Source organism: Sphingopyxis sp. BSNA05 (genome assembly GCF_013265645.1).
In the GTDB taxonomy this organism is placed as follows: Bacteria; Pseudomonadota; Alphaproteobacteria; order Sphingomonadales; family Sphingomonadaceae; genus Parasphingorhabdus.
Map to the genome: position 1 here is coordinate 1 of NZ_PYIA01000139.1, position 17,396 is coordinate 17,396.

The following is a 17,396-nucleotide window of genomic DNA, read 5'->3' on the forward strand; positions in this document are numbered from 1 at the left end:
GCCGCCGGAACCGGCCTAGCGCCAGAATCAAAGTCTCCAGCGGCTCGCCATTTTCGCGGCCGATGGAAATTACCAGCCGGCCCTCCTGGACGCTCAGTTGCAACTGATAGGGCCCGGCATAGCCGTCATCATGCTGTTTGAGCGGCTTGAAATAATTGTCCTCGATCAGATCGAATATCGCGATCCGCCGTTCCTGTTCGATATCGGCGTTGCGCCACAAGATTGTGGCCTCGTCGAGTTCAACGGAGATGATGCGCGGATCGGACATAGCGCCCTGTTGCCGCAGCGCAGGTCTCAGGACAAGGGTTTTTGCGGTGCAGCACGACAAGTGCAAATTTTCCACAGAACTGTCCCCCGCGTTTACCAAATTTTTCTCAGCGGACCCTTGCCGAGAATCGATTCAGGGTGAATGAGGAGCCATGGCCGAATTGATGCGTTTCGAGAATGATGAACATGAAGAACAGCGCCTGCCGCGCAATGTCGAGGCAGAGGCGACTTTTCTCGGCGCGTTGCTGATCGACAACCGGGTCGCCGAAGATGTGCAGACAAGGCTGAGGCCGGAACATTTCTACGAACCGTTGCATGGGCGGATTTACGAGCAGGCGCTGAAGCTTCTCGACAAGAATATGGTGGCCACGCCGGTTACGCTGAAGCCCTATTTCGAGTCGGATGAAGCGATGAAGGCCCTGGGCGGCCCTTCCTATCTCGCTAAATTGACCGGTGACGGCGCCGGCCTGATCGGGGCCCGGGATTTTGCGAACCAGATTTACGACCTGGCGCTGCTTCGCGAACTGGTCAGTGTCGGGCGCACGCTCGTCGAAAGCGCGCTGGATACCAGCGAGACCGTCGACCCCAAGGAGCAGATCGAGGAAGCGGAAACCGCTCTCTACCGGGTGTCCGAAGGCGAGGCGCAAGAAGGCGGCGTGCGGTCGTTCCTGCAGGCATCGACCGAGGCGCTGAACAATGTCGAGCGGGCCTTCAACAGCGGCGGCAAAGTGTCCGGCATCACCACCGGCCTGACCGATGTGAACGCGAAAATGGGCGGCCTGCACCGAAGCGATCTGCTCATTCTTGCCGGACGTCCGGGCATGGGCAAGACCTCGCTCGCAACCAATATCGCCTTCAACGCGGCAAACCGCTATTTGCGCGACATGAACGACGGAATCGCGCCGGAAGATTCGCTTGGCGCCAAGACCGCTTTCTTCAGTCTGGAAATGTCGGCCGACCAGCTGGCCACCAGGATTCTGTCGGAACAGGCCGAGATCAGTTCTGAAAAATTGCGTATGGGTTCGATCAGCCGGGATGAAATGCACCGGCTTGCCATGGCATCGCGGGATTTACAGGACCTGCCACTGTTCATTGACGACACGCCGGGCCTGACCATTGCCGCGCTGCGGACAAGGGCAAGGCGCCTGCAGCGGCGTCAGGGCATCGGTCTGATTGTCGTAGACTATTTGCAGCTGCTGCAGGGCTCTGGCCGCGCCAATGACAACCGGGTCAACGAAATTTCGGAAATCAGCCGTGGGCTCAAGACTCTGGCCAAGGAACTGCAAGTGCCGGTCATGGCGCTCTCGCAGTTGAGCCGGCAAGTCGAAAGCCGCGAAGACAAAAGGCCGCAACTGTCCGATCTGCGCGAATCCGGTTCGATCGAGCAGGACGCGGATATCGTGATGTTCATCTTCCGCGAAGAATATTATCACATGGCGGTGAAGCCGGACGTGCCCGATGCCAATTCCACGCCCGACCAGATCAAGAAATATGAGGACTGGGAACGCGACCATGTGCAGGCCGAAGGCAAGGCGACGGTCATTGTCGCAAAGAACCGTCAGGGCTCGACCGGGAATATCCAGCTGAGCTTCATCAGCGAATTCACGAAATTCGGTGATCTGGCCTATAGCGAAGGCCCTGACGTATATTAGCCCGTACGGATGCATTTCCCGCCGCGCCGCCGACCACTAGAAAATCGGGTCGTTCACCCCGTCCTTGCCGCCTTCTGGCAGCGGCGTCACATCCTCGTGAATGCCGCATTCGGACTTGTCCCATCCGCGCCAGCGTCCGGCACGGGGATCCTCGCCCGGCAGCACTTTTGAAGTGCAGGGCGCGCAACCGACCGACAGATAGCCTTCGGCCTCCAGCGGGTGACGCGGCAGATCATGTTCCTCGAAATAGGCTTCCAGGTCATCCTTGATCCAGTCACCGAGCGGATTGATCTTCAACCGGCCATCGTCGATTTCAAAGCGCGGAATATTGTTGCGGGTCACCGACTGGAATGCCTTGCGGCCCGAAATCCAGCTGTTGAGACCAGCCTTGGCCCGGGCCAGCGGTTCGACCTTGCGGATTTCGCAGCAGCCGTCCGGGTCATAGGACCAGCGCAATCCGTTCTCGTCCTTTTCCGCCAGCACGGCCGCCTCTGGAGCGACGATATTGGCGTTCTTGATGCCGAGAAGGCTGATCAGCGTGTCGCGATATTCCAGCGTTTCCGGAAACATCTTGAGCGTATCGACGAAGGTCACGGGAATGGTCGGGTCAACCGCTGCAACCAGATGCAACAGGACCGCGCTTTCGGTGCCGAAAGACGAGACCACGGCGACTTCACCGAGTTGCCGTTCATCGAACAGGGCCTTCAGCATGGTCGTCGTGTCGACACCCTCGAACCGCTGGTTCAGGCGTCGGCGTCGGCCTGCGTAAAGTCGGGGCGAACATTGATCGTGTCGATCTTGCGTGCGGCTTCAGCCATGACGGAGCCTCCAGATCGGGGTGCGTTGGTCAGACGTTGCCTGATAGACATGGTCGTAACGCTTGATCGCTTCTGCCATCAGCGCGGGGTTGATCGGCGAATCGGGGGCAAAGGCATCGAAGCCGCAGCGCCGCATATAGGGAAGCTGATCGAGCAGCACATCGCCACTGGCGCGCAGCTCGCCGGCATAGCCGGATTCGCGCAATATCTGGGCGGCGGAATAGCCGCGGCCATCGCCAAAGGCCGGGAAATCGATTCCACCAGCGACAGGCGGTCGAGATAGGGCAGCAACAGGCGCGCGTCTTCGCCCGCCTCTATGCGCACGGCCGTGGCATTGGACTGGTCCAGAAAGGAATCGAGCGAAACCGCCGGTTCTTCATGGACCTCGTCATCGCGTAAACGGATTGCTTCAACCATAGATAGCCTCCTTGAACCGGGCCATGCCGACCCGGCGATAGGTGTCAATAAACCGTTCACCCTCCTCGCGCTGTTCGAGATAGAGATCGGTTACTGTTTCGATGGCGTCGATTACACCGTCTTCCGTGAAACCGGGGCCGGTGATCTTTGCCAGACTGGCGTCTTCCGCACCGGAGCCGCCGAGTAGAAGCTGGTAGTTTTCGGTGCCCTTCCGGTCGACACCCAATATGCCGATATGCCCTGCGTGATGGTGGCCGCAGGCGTTGATGCAGCCGGAAATTTTCAGCTTCAGTTCGCCCAGCTCCCGCTGCCGTCCGAGATCGGCAAAGCGTTCGCTGATCTTCTGGGCGAGGGGGATGGAACGGGCATTGGCCAAGCTGCAATAATCGAGACCGGGGCAGGCAATGCTGTCCGTGATCAGGTCAAGATTGGCGGGTGCCAGACCGGCTTCGTCCAGCTTCTGCCAGATCGCGTAAAGATCGCTCTTTTTGACATGCGGCAGTACGATGTTCTGGCTGTGCGTGACGCGCAGTTCGTCAAAACTATATTGCTCGGCCAGATCAGCCATCAGGTCGATCTGGGCTGACGAAGCGTCACCCGGGATGCCGCCGCGCGGTTTCAGGCTAATCGTCGCAATCGCGTAGCCGGGCTGTTTGTGCGCAGAAATATTCTGGTCGACCCAGACAGCGAAATCCGGATCAGACAGGTCCAGATCATCGCTGGCCTGTTGATCAAAGGGTGGATCCTGAAAAATTTCGTTATCCGCGCCAGTTCCTCGACCGGAGGATTGAGGCCCAGCTTTTTCATATGGGCAAATTCTTCCTCGACCTGGCGGGTATATTCTTCCGCGCCCAGTTCGTGGACGAGGATCTTGATCCGTGCCTTATATTTATTGTCGCGCCGGCCATAACGGTTGTACACGCGCAGGCATGCTTCGGCATAGCTGATCAGTTCATCTGCAGGGACAAAGTCGCGGATTTCCGGCGCCACCATCGGGGTCCGGCCCATGCCGCCGCCGACGAAGAATTTCGCGCCCAGTTCGCCCGCTTGATTATGCACCAGCTGAATACCGATGTCGTGCAGGCGCATCGCCGCGCGATCGGTATCGCTGGCAATCACGGCAAATTTGAATTTCCTGGGGAGATAGGAAAATTCGGGGTGGAAGCTTGACCATTGCCGCAATATTTCGGCCCAGGGGCGCGGGTCGGCAATTTCGTCGGCGGTCGCGCCGGCGAACTGGTCGGATGAGATATTGCGGATGCAATTGCCGCTGGTCTGGATCGCGTGCATTTCGACCGACGCCAGATCGGCGAGAATATCCGGAGCGTCTTCCAGCTTGATCCAGTTATACTGGATATTCTGGCGGGTGGTGAAATGGCCGTAGTCGCGATCATATTTGCGCGCAATATGGCCGAGCATCCGCATCTGCTTGCTGCTCAGCGTCCCATAAGGAACGGCAACCCGCAGCATATAGGCGTGGAGTTGCAGATAGAGGCCGTTCATCAGCCGCAGCGGTTTGAACTGGTCCTCGGTCAGGTCTCCAGCGAGCCGGCGTTTCACCTGGTCGCGGAATTCCTCAACCCGCGTGTCGACCATTTTCTGGTCATATTGGTCATATTGATACATGTCAGATCACCCATTCGCCGGCGTCGGGATCGGCCGGCTTTAATGTCAGGTCGGGACGAACGGTCGGTCCGAGCGCCCGCACCCGGTCCTTGATGTGGCCCGGACGCGGGCCGTCTTCGGTCTGTTCGGCTTCGATAATATAGGGAGAGTTCACCCGGCGGGCGGCTTCCTCGCGCTGCAGGATTGCTTCACCTTGTTCGCCCACATCGGTCGCGTCCTTGACGAAGCGGGACCAGTCGAGCCCGGTCCACCAGATGACGTCACCGGTTTTGAGATCATTTCCGGTCAGAATTTTCATGCGACCACTCCCGCCATTTGCGCAAACTCAAGAAATTTATTTTCGGCGTCGCCATAGCGGGCGACTTCGCCGACCACGAGCAAGGCCGGGCTCCGGACATCTTCCCGCCGTACCATGTCGCCAAGGTCGGTCAGAAGCGTGCGGAGCGCGCGAAAATCGCTGCGCGTGCCGTTTTCCAGCACCGCCACTGGCAGGTCCGGAGCCGCGCCGTCGGCGATCAGTTTCTCGACAATCGCTTCGGCATTGGCCACGCCCATATAGATGACCAGAGTGCGGCCCTTGCCAGCCAGACCCGACCAGTTCTGGTCGGACAGGCCCTTGCACTGGCCCGCAACGAAGCTGACCGCGCTGGAGGCGTCTCGATGAGTGAGGGGCATGCGTGCCTGGGCAGCGCAACCGAGCGCGGCGCTGATACCCGGAACGACTTCCACGGCGACACCGGCAGCAATACAATCATCGGCCTCTTCGCCGCCGCGTCCGAAAATGAACGGATCGCCGCCCTTGAGCCGCACGACCAGATGGCCCTTGCCCGCTTCTTCGATCAGGATAGTGTTGATCTGGTCCTGCGCGACGCTGTGCAGCGAGCGCTTCTTCGCGACCGAGATATAGCGCGCGGATGGCGACGCAAGATCCAGAATGTCCTGACTGACCAGACCGTCGTGGACGATCACGTCGGCGCGTTCCAGCAGCCTTGCAGCCTTCAGGGTCAGCAACTCGGGATCGCCCGGACCGGCACCGACCAGATAGACTTTGCCCGCCGTGGGCGTCTTGCTTGTTGTCTTTTCCATGAATGCGATATGCGCGCATCGGGCAAGATGTTCAAAACAGAAGTTTTTGGGGGCGCCTAAGCTTAGCTATTTGTGGCTGGCGCCTATTCTTCTTGCTCGCTGTTTTCGTCCTTCAGGCCGATGCCGATCCTGGCCCGTGCTTTCTCCGCTTCCATCGAAACGACCGGATAGGCGCAATAGTCGGCAGCATAATAGGCACTTGGCCGATGGTTGCCCGACAGGCCGATGCCGCCGAAGGGGGCTTCGGACGATGCGCCCACGGTCATCTTGTTCCAGTTCACGATGCCGGCCCGGCTGCTTGACCAGAATTGGTCATAATGCTGGGCGGTTCCGCCGATTAGCGCAGAAGACAGGCCGTAACGCGTGTTGTTTGCCTCGGCGATCGCTTCCTCGAAGTCGGCAACGCGGACAACCTGCAGGATCGGTCCGAACAATTCGATGTCCGGCCTTTCCTCAAGCTCGGTTACATCGATGATGCCGGGCGTCAAAAAGGGGAGCCCCGCCACAGGCCTTGCCATATGCTTGATCGGCTTGCCGCCATGGCTCATCAGCGCAAGGAAGCTTTCGGTCAGGCCGTCTGCGGTATCATTGTCGATCACCGGACCCATGAACGGGGCGGGCGAGGCGAAGGGCTCGTCGATGATAAGTCGGTCGGTGATTCGCTTCACTTCCTTGATGATGCGATCGTAAATCTCGTCTTTCACGATCAGGCGGCTCGCGGCGGAGCAGCGCTGGCCGGCGCTCAGGAAAGCGGACTGGACGATCAGTACGGCAGCGCTGTGGATATCGCTGGTGTCCCAAGCGATGATCGGATTATTGCCGCCCATTTCCAGCGCCAGTATCTTGTCTGGCCGCGATGCAAACTGGCGGTTGAGCGCGATACCGGTCCGCGCCGAGCCGGTGAACAGGACCCCGTCCAGCCCTTCGTTGGCGGTCAGCTGTTTGCCGGTTGCGGGGCCACCGTGCAATATATTGACGACACCGGCAGGCATCCCGGACTGTTCGAAGGCATCCATCAGATATTGTCCGACAGCGGGCGTTTTTCCGATGGCTTGAACACAATCGTATTGCCGGCAATCAGCGCCGGGACGATATGACCGTTCGGCAGATGGGCTGGGAAATTATAGGGACCGAGCACGGCCAGCACACCGTGTGGCTTGTGCCGCAGGGCCGCGCGCATATTGGGCTGGCTCGGCAACTGGCGCTGCGGCGTCCGGTCGGCAAAGGCGCGGACCGAAATATCGACCTTGTTGATCACCGATTCGACTTCCGTGCGGGATTCCCAGAGCGGCTTCCCGGTTTCGCGGGAGATCAGTTCCGCAAGCTCATCGCTGCCGGTGCGTATGCGGTTGGCGTAGCGCCGCACCGCTTCGATCCGTTTGACCAGCGCAGTGGCGGCCCAGCCAGGCCAGGCTTCGCGCGCCCGGGCCACCACGGCATCGGCGTCCCCGCTGACGCCTGTCCAAAGGGTCGCTCCGGTTGCTGGTTCGATGGATATCAGGTCGCTCAAATTGGCCTCTGTTTTCTACGGATTAGTTGCACGATAAACCATATATGGCACATCTCTCGCGATAGACCATAGGGCTTGAAGACTTAACGCCCCATGATGAATTCTTCTCGATCGGCAACTGGTGCCCGGGCATATATCAGCCGTTGCGCAGAGCAGCGCCCATCGCACGGATATCATTGACCTTTTTCGTTAGTGGTTCCCAATTATCATCGTCGGCAATGGCATCCCAGATCGATTCAACTTCCTCGATATGCATAGAACAAGGCTCCGGTTTCTGCCAATATTCGCTGGACGCTGTCTCATGCGTGCGCGATCGGCGATCAAGGTCCGGAAGTCGGCAAATTCGGGTGACTTGTCCTCTGGCCGGGCGAGATTTTCGCATTTGCCCCAATCGAAGAAGAACCGGTCGATCTCGACGGTTTTTGCGCCAGCCTTTTTCCGCTGCAACCACCAGATCGCGGTCTTTTCAAAGCCCTCGGACTTGACGCCAAGACGCCAGCAGAAATGTTCGGTAAAGGCGGTGCCATAGGCTTTCGGAAACGTCTCCAGCGTCGCAACCAGAGGGTCACTCTCGGCCACCAGCCGCAGGGCGCTGGCAAATTGCGCCAGGTTCCAGTGCAAAGCTTCCGGCTGCCTGCCAAAGCAATATAGGCCTTCATGATCGAAATAGGCGGCGGTGAAGCCCGGCTCCCAATAAGGGGTAAAACGCCACGGACCGTAATCAAAGCTCTCGCCGGTAATATTGATATTGTCGGTGTTGAGCACACCATGAACGAAACCAGCGGTCATATAGGCGCCGGCGAGCCGGGCCACTTGCTCGGTTGTTCTTGCGAATAATTCCGTAGCGGGATCGTCGGTCTGCGCTCCGCCAAAATAATTTTCCAGGCAATAGTCGACCAGTTGCCGCATCAGTGCTTCGTTTTTCTCATAGGCCATGCGCTGGAACGCGCCGATCCGGATATGGCTGTGGCTGAGCCGGGTCATCACCGCCGAGCGGGTGGGGGAAGGCTCGTCGCCTCGCATCAGTTTTTCGCCAGTTTCAATCGCGGAAAAGGTCTTCGACGTGTTCACGCCCAGTGCCTCGAGCATTTCCGTGGCAAGAATTTCACGGACCGCGCCTTTCAGCGTAAGCCGGCCGTCACCGGTTCGGCTCCACGGCGTCGTGCCCGAGCCCTTTGTGCCGAGGTCCATCAGCCGATTCTCGTGATCTCGCAACTGCGCGAACAGAAATCCCCGGCCATCGCCGATTTCGGGATTATAATTGCGGAACTGGTGACCGTGATAGCGCAGCGCCAGCGGCGGATCGAGATTGTCCGGCAGCGGCTGGAACCTACCGAAATGGTTGATCCATTGCTGCTCGTCCAGCTGGTCCAGTCCTACGCTCTGATCCCAACGGTCATTTCTGAAACGCAGGATATGCTGTGGGAAATCGGCGGCGGCGACCGGATCGCCGATCTTTTCTCCCAATCGGGTAATCTGGACGTCGGCCCGATAGTCGGTCTTGCCGGGTTCTGCTTGCGGTTTATATGGCATTCTACCACAGTGGCGGCTAATCGGTTGCGCAGCAAGTGGCAAGACGGGACGAGGAACAGGATGAGCGAAGAAAATGGCTATCAGGATGTCTACTGGGAATCCGATGACGGGCTGAAACTGCACGCCCGTGACTATCCCTCGGACAGCGGCAAGATACCGGTTATCTGCATCCCCGGATTGACCCGCAATGCCCGCGACTTTGAACATCTGGGCGCGGGCTTCGGTGGCGGTCGCCGGATCATCATGCTGGATTTGCGCGGACGCGGTCTGAGCGAATATGCCAAGGAAAGCAGCACTTACAATCCGAAACAATATGTCTCCGATATCATCATGCTGATGGACGAGTTGAAGATACCGAAAGCGATATTTTTCGGCACATCGCTGGGCGGCGTGGTCACGATGATCATGGCGAAAAATATCCCGAACGGGTTGCTGGCGCGCTGCTGAACGACATCGGGCCCGAACTCGACCAGAAAGGGCTCGACCGGATCGCCGACCATGTCGGGCAGGGTCGCAGCTTTGACACTTGGGCGCACGCCGGGCGCGACATGGCAGAAAATAACGGCGACATTTTCCCGGATTTCACGCTCAAGGACTGGATTGCCTTTGCCAAGAAAGTTTACCGGATGAACAGTTCCGGGCGGATCAAGCTGGACTATGACATGAAAATTGCCGAACCCTTCGACAGCAAGGGCGGTGGCAGCGGCGCTCTCTGGAATGCGCTGGAGAATATGCAGGATATTCCGACGCTCATATTGCGTGGCGAACTGTCGGATCTGTTCAGCGAAGAGGTCGCTCGCAAGATGGTCGACAAGCTCGACAAGGCCGATCTCGTCACGATACCGCGCGTAGGCCATTGTCCGACGCTGGAAGAGCCCGCCTCGCTTGACGCGATCAACCAATTGCTCCACCGCATCGACTGACCCGTTCCAGACAGCCGAGCATCACAATCGCATGAAACCAGCCAAGATATTGCATCTGCACAGCACCTTCAATCTGGGCGGCAAGGAAGCGCGCGCCGTCAGGTTGATGAACCATTTCGGTGCCGCTGCCGAACATGTGATCCTGTCGGCCGAACCCGGCAGCCTGTCCGCTCGCGAAGCGATCGATCCGGCAATCAAGGTGAGCTTTCCAACCGACGCGCCGTCGCTTGCCGGCAAGCCGTCGTTGAAACGCTATCGCGAATTTGTTACCTATTTCCGCCAGTTCGATCTGATCTTGTCCTATAACTGGGGCTCGATGGACGGCGTGATGGCGCGGACGCTTTTCTCGCGGATCGAGGGCCTGCCGCCGCTGATCCATCATGAGGACGGCTTTAACGAGGACGAGCAGAAAAAGCTCAACTGGAAACGCAATCTGTTCCGCAAATTTGCGCTCGGGGCGGCGCAGGCACTGGTCGTTCCTTCGCAAAATCTGGTCCGCATTGCCCTGGATGTCTGGAAACAGCCGGAGCTGAAAATCCATCGAATTCCGAACGGCATCGACGTCAAGCGATTCGATAAAAAGCCGCAGCGCGGTGCCTTGCCGGGCTTCACCAGGCGCGAAGGGGAGGTCGTCGTCGGAACCGTGGCCGGTCTGCGCGCGATCAAAAATCTGCCGCGACTGGTCCGGGCCTGTGCTGCAGCAGGCGACAATGTCCGGTTGGTAATCGTTGGCGAAGGGCCGGAAAAAGACAGGATACAGGCCGAGGCACAACGTGCGGGGCTAGGAGATCGCTTGCTGATGCCCGGCTTCCTGGCCGACCCGGCGCGCTATATCGGACTGTTCGACATTTTTGCACTGTCCTCCGACAGCGAGCAATTTCCGATTTCGCTGATCGAGGCGATGGCGGCAGGGTTGCCGGTGGCGGCGACCGACGTCGGCGACATCAAATCGATGGTGTCGCAGGCCAATCAGGGGTTCATCAAGCCGCTCGGTGACGAAAGCAAATTTTGCGAATCGCTGACAACCCTTGTCCAGCACCAGCAGTTGCGCGAAGACCTCGGGATGCAGAACCGGCTCAAGGCGCAGGCGGAATATAACGAAAGCAAGATGCTGGCCCGCTACGCGCTGCTCTACGGACAGGCGCTGGGACGCGCGGATTTCGGCCCGGGCAAATAGCGTTTCAAGCAGCAGAGTTTTTTCGAGCATTTTTAGTTGCCGGTGTCTATATCGGCCTTTGGGGAAAATAGGAGATTTCATTGTTCAAGGGCTTAAAACCCATTCAGTATAACGGTCAGGAAGTATGGCCGTTGATCGAGGGTGGAAAAGGCGTCGCAGCCACCAATCACGCGAGTTCGGGTGCCTGGGCGGCTGCCGGCGGCATCGGCACGGTATCCGCAGTCAATGCGGACAGCTATGACGAACATGGCAATGTCATCCCGCAAATCTATCATGGCCGGAAACGCGAAGAGCGGCATCAGGAATTGATCGACTATGCGATCGACGGTGCGGTGACGCAGGTCAAGCAGGCTTATGAAATTTCCGAGGGCAGGGGCGCGATCAATATTAACGTCCTGTGGGAAATGGGCGGCGCGCAGCAGGTGCTGGAAGGCGTGCTCGAACAGACCAAGGGCATGGTCGCAGGCGTCACCTGCGGCGCTGGCATGCCCTACAAGCTGTCCGAGATTGCTCAGCAATATGGCGTAAACTATCTGCCGATCATCAGCTCCGCCCGTGCTTTCCGCGCGCTGTGGAAGCGGGCCTACAAGAAGGTTCCGGACCTGATGGCTGCGGTCGTCTACGAAGACCCCTGGCTGGCGGGCGGTCATAACGGCCTGTCCAATGCAGAAGATCCGCGCAAACCGGAAGATCCCTATCCGCGAGTCAAGGCGCTGCGCGACACGATGCGCGCCGAGGGGATTGCCGACAGCGTGCCGATCATCATGGCCGGCGGTGTCTGGCACCTGCGCGACTGGCAGGACTGGATCGACAGCGATGAGCTTGGCCAGATTGCCTTCCAGTTCGGCACCCGGCCCTTGCTGACCAAGGAAAGCCCGATCCCGGAAAGCTGGAAGAGCGAGCTGACCAAGATCAAGGAAGGCGATATCCTTCTGCACAAATTCTCGCCGACCGGTTTCTACAGTTCTGCGGTGCGCAACGAATTTTTGCGCAGTCTTGAAGCGCGGTCGGAACGGCAGATTCCCTATTCGACCGAGAAGGCCGGTGAGCATACCCACCAGCTGGATGTCGGGGTCAAGGGCAAGAATTTCTGGGTCACACGCAATGATCTGCTCCGCGCGCGCGAATGGGACGGCCTCGGCTTTACCATGGCGATGAAAACGCCGGACAACACATTGATCTTTGCCACGCCCGAAGAGTCGAAGATGATCCGCAAGGATCAGGCGGATTGCATGGGCTGTCTCTCGCATTGCGGCTTCTCCGCCTGGAAGGATCACGACAATTTCAGCACCGGGCGGCTTGCCGATCCGCGCAGCTTCTGTATCCAGAAAAGCCTGCAGGAAATTGTCCACGGCGCACCGGTCGAGGAACATCTGATGTTCGCCGGCCATGGCGCGTATAATTTCGGTACCGATCCCTTCTACTCCAACGGCTTTGTGCCGACGGTGAAGCAGCTGGTGGATCGCATCCTTACGGGCGACTGAGTTGGACATCCGGCGCGATGATCTGAGCAGCCAGCAGGTTCAGGACCTGCTGGCTGCGCATCTCGCCGGCATGCAGGAAAATTCGCCGCCGGACAGCGTTTATGCGCTCGATCTTTCGGGTCTGCGTACGCCCGATGTCTCGGTCTGGACGGCATGGGAAGGCACAGACCTGTGCGGCATTGGCGCGCTCAAGCAGCTTTCACCATCGACCGGCGAAATCAAGTCGATGCGCACCGATGCCCGGCATTTGCGCAAGGGTGTCGGCCTGGCCATTCTCGACCATATTATCGCGGTGGCCAGAGAGCGCGGCTATCGGCGCCTGAGTCTGGAAACCGGATCGGGCGCGGAATTCGAAGCCGCGCTGACCCTGTACCGGAAACGGGGGTTTGAAAATGGCGAGCCGTTTGGCGGCTATGTGTCGAGCGACTTCAACCAGTTTCTGCATCTGGAGCTGTAGCGGACAGCGTGCCTTCTCCCGTGCGGGAGAAGGATATAAAGCCTTATGAGCGAAGCGAATTAGGCGCAGTTGGATGAGGGTGTTCTGCTGTCTGGGGTTTAGAGAACCCTCAACCCAGCTCCGACCAGGCAGCAAGCTGCCAAGTTTGCACGACCCTCTCCCTTGAGGGAGAGGATAAATTCCCGTCAATCCAGATCCCAGGCCCGTTCGCCATGGTTGGAGATATCCAGGCCATCGCGTTCGTCATCCTCGCTGACCCGCATCGGCAGGATGTAGCTGATGCCGAAACCGAGGATCGCCGTGGCGACCGCCGACCAGATGGCGACCGCGCCGACGCCGATCAGCTGGGCAACAAACTGGCTGCCAAAGGCCATGTTTTCGCCATAGCCGGTGCCGCCGAAACTTTCAGAGATGAACAATGCGAGCAGCAGGCTACCCAATATGCCGCCAACGCCGTGGACCGCAAAACGTCGAGGCTGTCGTCGATCTTGAAGCCGTTCTTCACCAGCCCAACGGCGAAGAAGCAGACGATTGCGGCGGCCGTTCCGATGAGGATCGACGCGCCGGGGCCGACAAAGCCTGCGGCCGGGGTGATCGTTGCCAGACCGGCAATGGCACCCGTCGCAACGCCAACCGCGGTTGGCTTGCCGACCTTGAATTTCTCGATCAGTATCCAGACCAGCGCGGCCATGGAGGCGGCGATATGGGTATTGATGATGGCCGCCGAGGCATCGTCGGTTGCTGTCAGCGCGGAGCCGCCATTGAATCCGAACCAGCCGACCCAGAGCATGGCCGCACCGGCGACGGTCAGGGCAGGGCTATGCGGCAGCATCAGCGTCTTGGGCCAGCCCATGCGCTTGCCGAGCATGATTGCGACAACCAGCGCGGAAACGCCAGCCGTTGTATGCACCACAATACCGCCGGCAAAATCGAGTACGCCGAGATTGCTCAGCCAGCCGCCACCCCAGACCCAATGGGTCACGGGCGCATAGACTACGAGCAGCCAGAGCGCGCAAAAGGCGACGACCCAGCCAAAGCGGGCCCGCTCGACCCAGGCGCCGATCATCAGCGCGGGCGTGATCACGGCAAAGGTAAGCTGGAACATGGCAAAGGCGGATTCCGGTATCGAGGTGGCTTCTCGGACATTGCCGAGATTGTTCAGCATCGCGTTGAAGCCGCTGCCGAGAAATCCGTTGGTGACCGGACCGAAGGCCAGCGAATAGCCAATGATAATCCACAGGACCGAACAAATGCCGACCACCGCCATGCACTGGATCAGGACCGAGAGAAAATTCTTCGCGCGGACGAGGCCACCATAGAACAGCGCCAGGCCGGGAAGGGTCATCAGCAGAACGAGCGCGCTGGATGTCAAAATCCAGGCTGTGTCGCCGCTGTTCGCGGCATCGGCGGCGATGGCGGGATCGATTGCCAGTTGCGCCTGCAGCGGCGAAGCCGCCAGGCCGACCGCCAACATGGCGCCTATGGATTTGACTGGATATTTCATGACGATCCCCGCAGCTATAATTTTATTATGCCTGTTCGCCCTTGCGAATCAGATTGCGACGAATTCCTAGTCGAGACGGGAGGGGGACTCAACGGAAAGCTTAAATCCAGCCTTCGAGAACCTGGTCCGGGGGGCGGTGGCCGTCGGCCCATACTCGGATGTTGGTGATCACCCTTTCCCCGGAAGCTTCGCGCCCCTCAAAGGTTGCGCTGCCCATATGGGGAAGCAGGACCGTGTTCTTGAGTGACAGGAAACGCGGATCAATGGCGGGCTCGTTCTGGTAGACATCGAGGCCGGCACCGCCGATCCGCTCGTTCAGCAGGGCATCGATCAGTGCGTCCTCGTTCACCAGATCGCCGCGGGCGGTGTTGATCAGATAGGTTGAAGGTTTCATCATTGCGATTCGCCGGGCATTGATCATCTCGTGCGTTTCCGCCGTATGGGGGCAATGAAGCGAAATAATGTCACATTCGCGGACCAGTTCGTCGAGATCGGCGACAAAGCTGGCGCGCAGCGATTCCTCGACAGCCGGCGGCAACTGGCGGCGGTTGTGGTAGAAGATCGACATGCCGAAGCCGGAGGCCCGGCGGGCCACAGCCTGGCCGATGCGGCCCATCCCGACGATACCGAGTTTCTTGCCGCCGATACAATGGCCGAGCATGCCCGATGGTTTCCAGCCTTCCCATTGTCCGCTCCGCATCAGCTTTTCGCCTTCGGACAGGCGGCGCGGGACGGACAGGATTAGCGCCATGGTCATGTCCGCGGTGTCTTCGGTGAAGACGCCGGGCGTATTTGTGACGAGTATCCTTCTCGCGCGCGCCGCTGCGAGGTCGATATGATCGACCCTGCACCGAAGCTTGCGATCATCCGCAATCGGTCGGGAGCATTGGCAATCATCTCTGCGTCGATTTGATCGGTCACGGTCGGCACGAGGACATCGCAATCCGCCATGGCTGCAATCAGGTCCTCGCGGGAAAAGGGTCTGTCGCTGTAATTTGGTACCGCATCAAACAGTTCGCACATGCGATTCTGATTGGAATCCGCCAATTCGCGGGTGATGATGACACGGGGTTTCGAGATGGCTGATGAGTCTGGCATAGACCTGTTGCTATGCCCGAATTTCGGTTCAGGTCAAGCAGGTGGCGCTTGAAGCGGACGCGGTTTTCGGGCTATGCTTTGGTCAATTCGGGGAAGAGTAAACCATCATCATGCGTATTTCGGCTTTCATGCTTGTCGCGATTCCGGGCCTGGTCCTGGCATCGCCTGCTTCCGCGCAGCAGGAACCGCCATATTGGGCGTCGATCGACGAGCCGGAGGCACGGATGCGCACCGGCCCCAGTACCGAATATCCGACGATGTGGATCTACAAGCGCGAGAAGCTGCCGATCAAGATTCTGGCGCGCTACAAATCATGGCGCAAGGTCGAGGATCATGAAGGGATGCAGGGCTGGATGCACGCGCGCCTGCTCAGCGCATCGCGGACCGGCCTGGTGCTGGCGACCAGCGGCAAGCCGGTCGCCATGCGCGCCTTTCCCGATCCCAATGCCAAAATCATCTGGCGGGCCGAACCGGGCGTCGTGGGCAGCCTGACCCTTTGCGAAAAAGGCTGGTGCCTGTTCGACGTTACCGGTCGTCAGGGATATATCAGCATAAAGGATGTCTGGGGCGACGAACCGCTGAAATGATCAGTCGATCAGTTCGATCGCCACTGCTGTCGCCTCGCCGCCGCCAATGCACAGAGCCGCGACGCCTTTTTTCAGACCGCGTTTTTCAGGGCTGCAACCAGGGTCACCATGATCCGGGCACCGCTGGCGCCAATCGGGTGACCCAGAGCGGTAGCGCCGCCATTGACGTTCAGCTTGTCGCGGCTGATTCCGATATCCTGCATCGCGAACATGGCGACGCAGGCGAAAGCCTCGTTCACTTCCCAGAGATCGACATCGGCCACCGACCAGCCTGTTTTTCAAGGAGCTTCTTGATCGCGCTTACCGGCGCGGTGGTGAATTTTGCCGGGGCGTGGGCGTGGGCGGAGTGGCCGACAATCCGCGCCACCGGCTTCAGCCCCTTGGCTTCAGCCACGCTGGCACGAGTCAGCACCATCGCCGCTGCGCCGTCAGAGATGGAGGATGCATTGGCCGCAGTGATCGTGCCATCCTTGGCAAAAGCAGGACGGAGCTGCGGAATCTTGTCCGGATTGCCCTTGAGCGGCTGTTCGTCCTTGTCGACCGTGACGCTGCCCTTGCGGGTTTTCACTTCGACCGCGACCACTTCGTCATCAAAGGCATCGCCTTCGACGGCGGTCTTGGCGCGGGCCAGCGATTCAATCGAATATTCGTCCTGTGCTTCGCGGGACAACTGATATTCGCCGACGGTTTCCTCGGCAAAGCTGCCCATCGCCCGGCCCGGTTCGTAGGCGTCTTCCAGCCCGTCGAGGAACATATGATCCTTCGCTTCGGTATGGCCGAGACGCGCACCGCTGCGCATCTTGGGCAGCAGGTAAGGCGCGTTGGTCATGCTTTCCATGCCACCGGCGACGAGCATGTCGATTGACCCGGCGGCCAGGGCTTCTGCGCCCATGATAGCGGCCTGCATGCCGGAACCGCACATCTTGTTGACCGTGGTTGCTTCCACCGATTGCGGTAGACCGGCAAAAATCGCTGCCTGGCGGGCAGGGGCCTGGCCCTGACCGGCGGAAAGGACATTGCCCATATAGATGCGCTCCACGTCAGAGCCGTCCACACCGGCGCGCTCGACGGCTGCCTTGACCGCAACAGCACCCAGATCGGATGCGCTGACCTCGCCAAGCGCACCCTGCATGCCGCCCATCGGCGTACGGGCATAGGAAAGAATGACGATCGGATCGGAATTGGACATGGATGGACCTTTCTGGGTTTGATGCGCCGCCGGGGCGAGCGCGATTCTTGAAAAGGACATAGGCGCGG

General features: G+C 59.4%; 10 protein-coding genes and 8 pseudogenes. 7 read left to right on the forward strand and 11 right to left on the reverse strand.

Annotated elements, in window-relative coordinates:
* On the reverse strand, positions 1–268 hold a 268-nt coding region (locus C8024_RS16250), incomplete at its 3' end, for a UPF0262 family protein (RefSeq protein WP_173207095.1).
* Between the two features lie 151 nt (positions 269–419).
* Between C8024_RS16250 and C8024_RS16255 the strand changes: the two genes are divergently transcribed.
* Positions 420–1,919, forward strand: a complete 1,500-nt coding sequence (locus tag C8024_RS16255) for a replicative DNA helicase (RefSeq protein ID WP_173207099.1) — start codon at positions 420–422, stop codon at positions 1,917–1,919.
* A 36-nt stretch (positions 1,920–1,955) separates the two neighbouring features.
* Here the strand turns inward: C8024_RS16255 and C8024_RS16260 are convergent.
* The 7 genes and pseudogenes from C8024_RS16260 to C8024_RS16290 form a co-directional block, all read right to left on the reverse strand.
* Positions 1,956–2,737: pseudogene (locus C8024_RS16260) on the reverse strand (phosphoadenylyl-sulfate reductase).
* A pseudogene (locus C8024_RS16265) lies at positions 2,730–3,154 on the reverse strand (DUF934 domain-containing protein). The pseudogenes C8024_RS16260 and C8024_RS16265 overlap by 8 nt, the downstream one beginning before the upstream one ends.
* Positions 3,147–4,780: pseudogene (locus C8024_RS16270) on the reverse strand (nitrite/sulfite reductase). The pseudogenes C8024_RS16265 and C8024_RS16270 overlap by 8 nt, the downstream one beginning before the upstream one ends.
* 1 nt (position 4,781) lies before the next feature.
* Positions 4,782–5,078, reverse strand: a complete 297-nt coding sequence (locus C8024_RS16275) for a DUF2849 domain-containing protein (RefSeq protein ID WP_100094636.1) — start codon at positions 5,076–5,078, stop codon at positions 4,782–4,784.
* The gene (gene cobA / locus C8024_RS16280) at positions 5,075–5,866 is read right to left on the reverse strand and encodes a uroporphyrinogen-III C-methyltransferase (RefSeq protein WP_173207102.1); all 792 of its coding nucleotides are present in this window, start codon (positions 5,864–5,866) and stop codon (positions 5,075–5,077) included. Before cobA ends, C8024_RS16275 begins: the two co-directional genes overlap by 4 nt.
* A gap of 83 nt (positions 5,867–5,949) precedes the next feature.
* A pseudogene (gene astD / locus C8024_RS16285) lies at positions 5,950–7,376 on the reverse strand (succinylglutamate-semialdehyde dehydrogenase).
* Positions 7,377–7,512: 136 nt separating this feature from the next.
* Positions 7,513–8,909 (reverse strand): annotated as a pseudogene (locus C8024_RS16290) (protein adenylyltransferase SelO family protein).
* Positions 8,910–8,969: 60 nt separating this feature from the next.
* Here C8024_RS16290 and C8024_RS23680 point away from each other — a divergent pair.
* From C8024_RS23680 to C8024_RS16310, 5 genes are all read left to right on the forward strand, one after another.
* Positions 8,970–9,356 (forward strand): alpha/beta fold hydrolase, encoded by a 387-nt coding sequence (locus C8024_RS23680; RefSeq protein ID WP_367947394.1) that lies wholly within the window; start codon positions 8,970–8,972, stop codon positions 9,354–9,356.
* A 101-nt stretch (positions 9,357–9,457) separates the two neighbouring features.
* Entirely contained in the window at positions 9,458–9,832 is a 375-nt protein-coding gene (locus C8024_RS23685; protein WP_367947395.1) for an alpha/beta fold hydrolase, read from the forward strand.
* A 31-nt stretch (positions 9,833–9,863) separates the two neighbouring features.
* Complete coding sequence (locus C8024_RS16300) at positions 9,864–11,009, forward strand: glycosyltransferase family 4 protein (RefSeq protein ID WP_173207105.1); 1,146 nt, start codon at positions 9,864–9,866, stop codon at positions 11,007–11,009.
* A gap of 80 nt (positions 11,010–11,089) precedes the next feature.
* Positions 11,090–12,493 (forward strand): nitronate monooxygenase family protein, encoded by a 1,404-nt coding sequence (locus C8024_RS16305; protein ID WP_173207108.1) that lies wholly within the window; start codon positions 11,090–11,092, stop codon positions 12,491–12,493.
* A gap of 1 nt (position 12,494) precedes the next feature.
* Positions 12,495–12,950, forward strand: coding sequence for a GNAT family N-acetyltransferase (locus tag C8024_RS16310; protein ID WP_254306016.1), 456 nt, complete (start codon positions 12,495–12,497; stop codon positions 12,948–12,950).
* A gap of 185 nt (positions 12,951–13,135) precedes the next feature.
* Here the strand turns inward: C8024_RS16310 and C8024_RS16315 are convergent.
* A pseudogene (locus tag C8024_RS16315) lies at positions 13,136–14,454 on the reverse strand (ammonium transporter).
* A gap of 100 nt (positions 14,455–14,554) precedes the next feature.
* Positions 14,555–15,552: pseudogene (locus C8024_RS16320) on the reverse strand (2-hydroxyacid dehydrogenase).
* A gap of 110 nt (positions 15,553–15,662) precedes the next feature.
* Between C8024_RS16320 and C8024_RS16325 the strand changes: the two are divergent.
* Positions 15,663–16,139, forward strand: a complete 477-nt coding sequence (locus C8024_RS16325) for an SH3 domain-containing protein (RefSeq protein ID WP_173207111.1) — start codon at positions 15,663–15,665, stop codon at positions 16,137–16,139.
* Here C8024_RS16325 and C8024_RS16330 read toward each other — a convergent pair.
* Positions 16,140–17,328: pseudogene (locus C8024_RS16330) on the reverse strand (acetyl-CoA C-acyltransferase).
* Positions 17,329–17,396 lie beyond the last annotated feature (68 nt).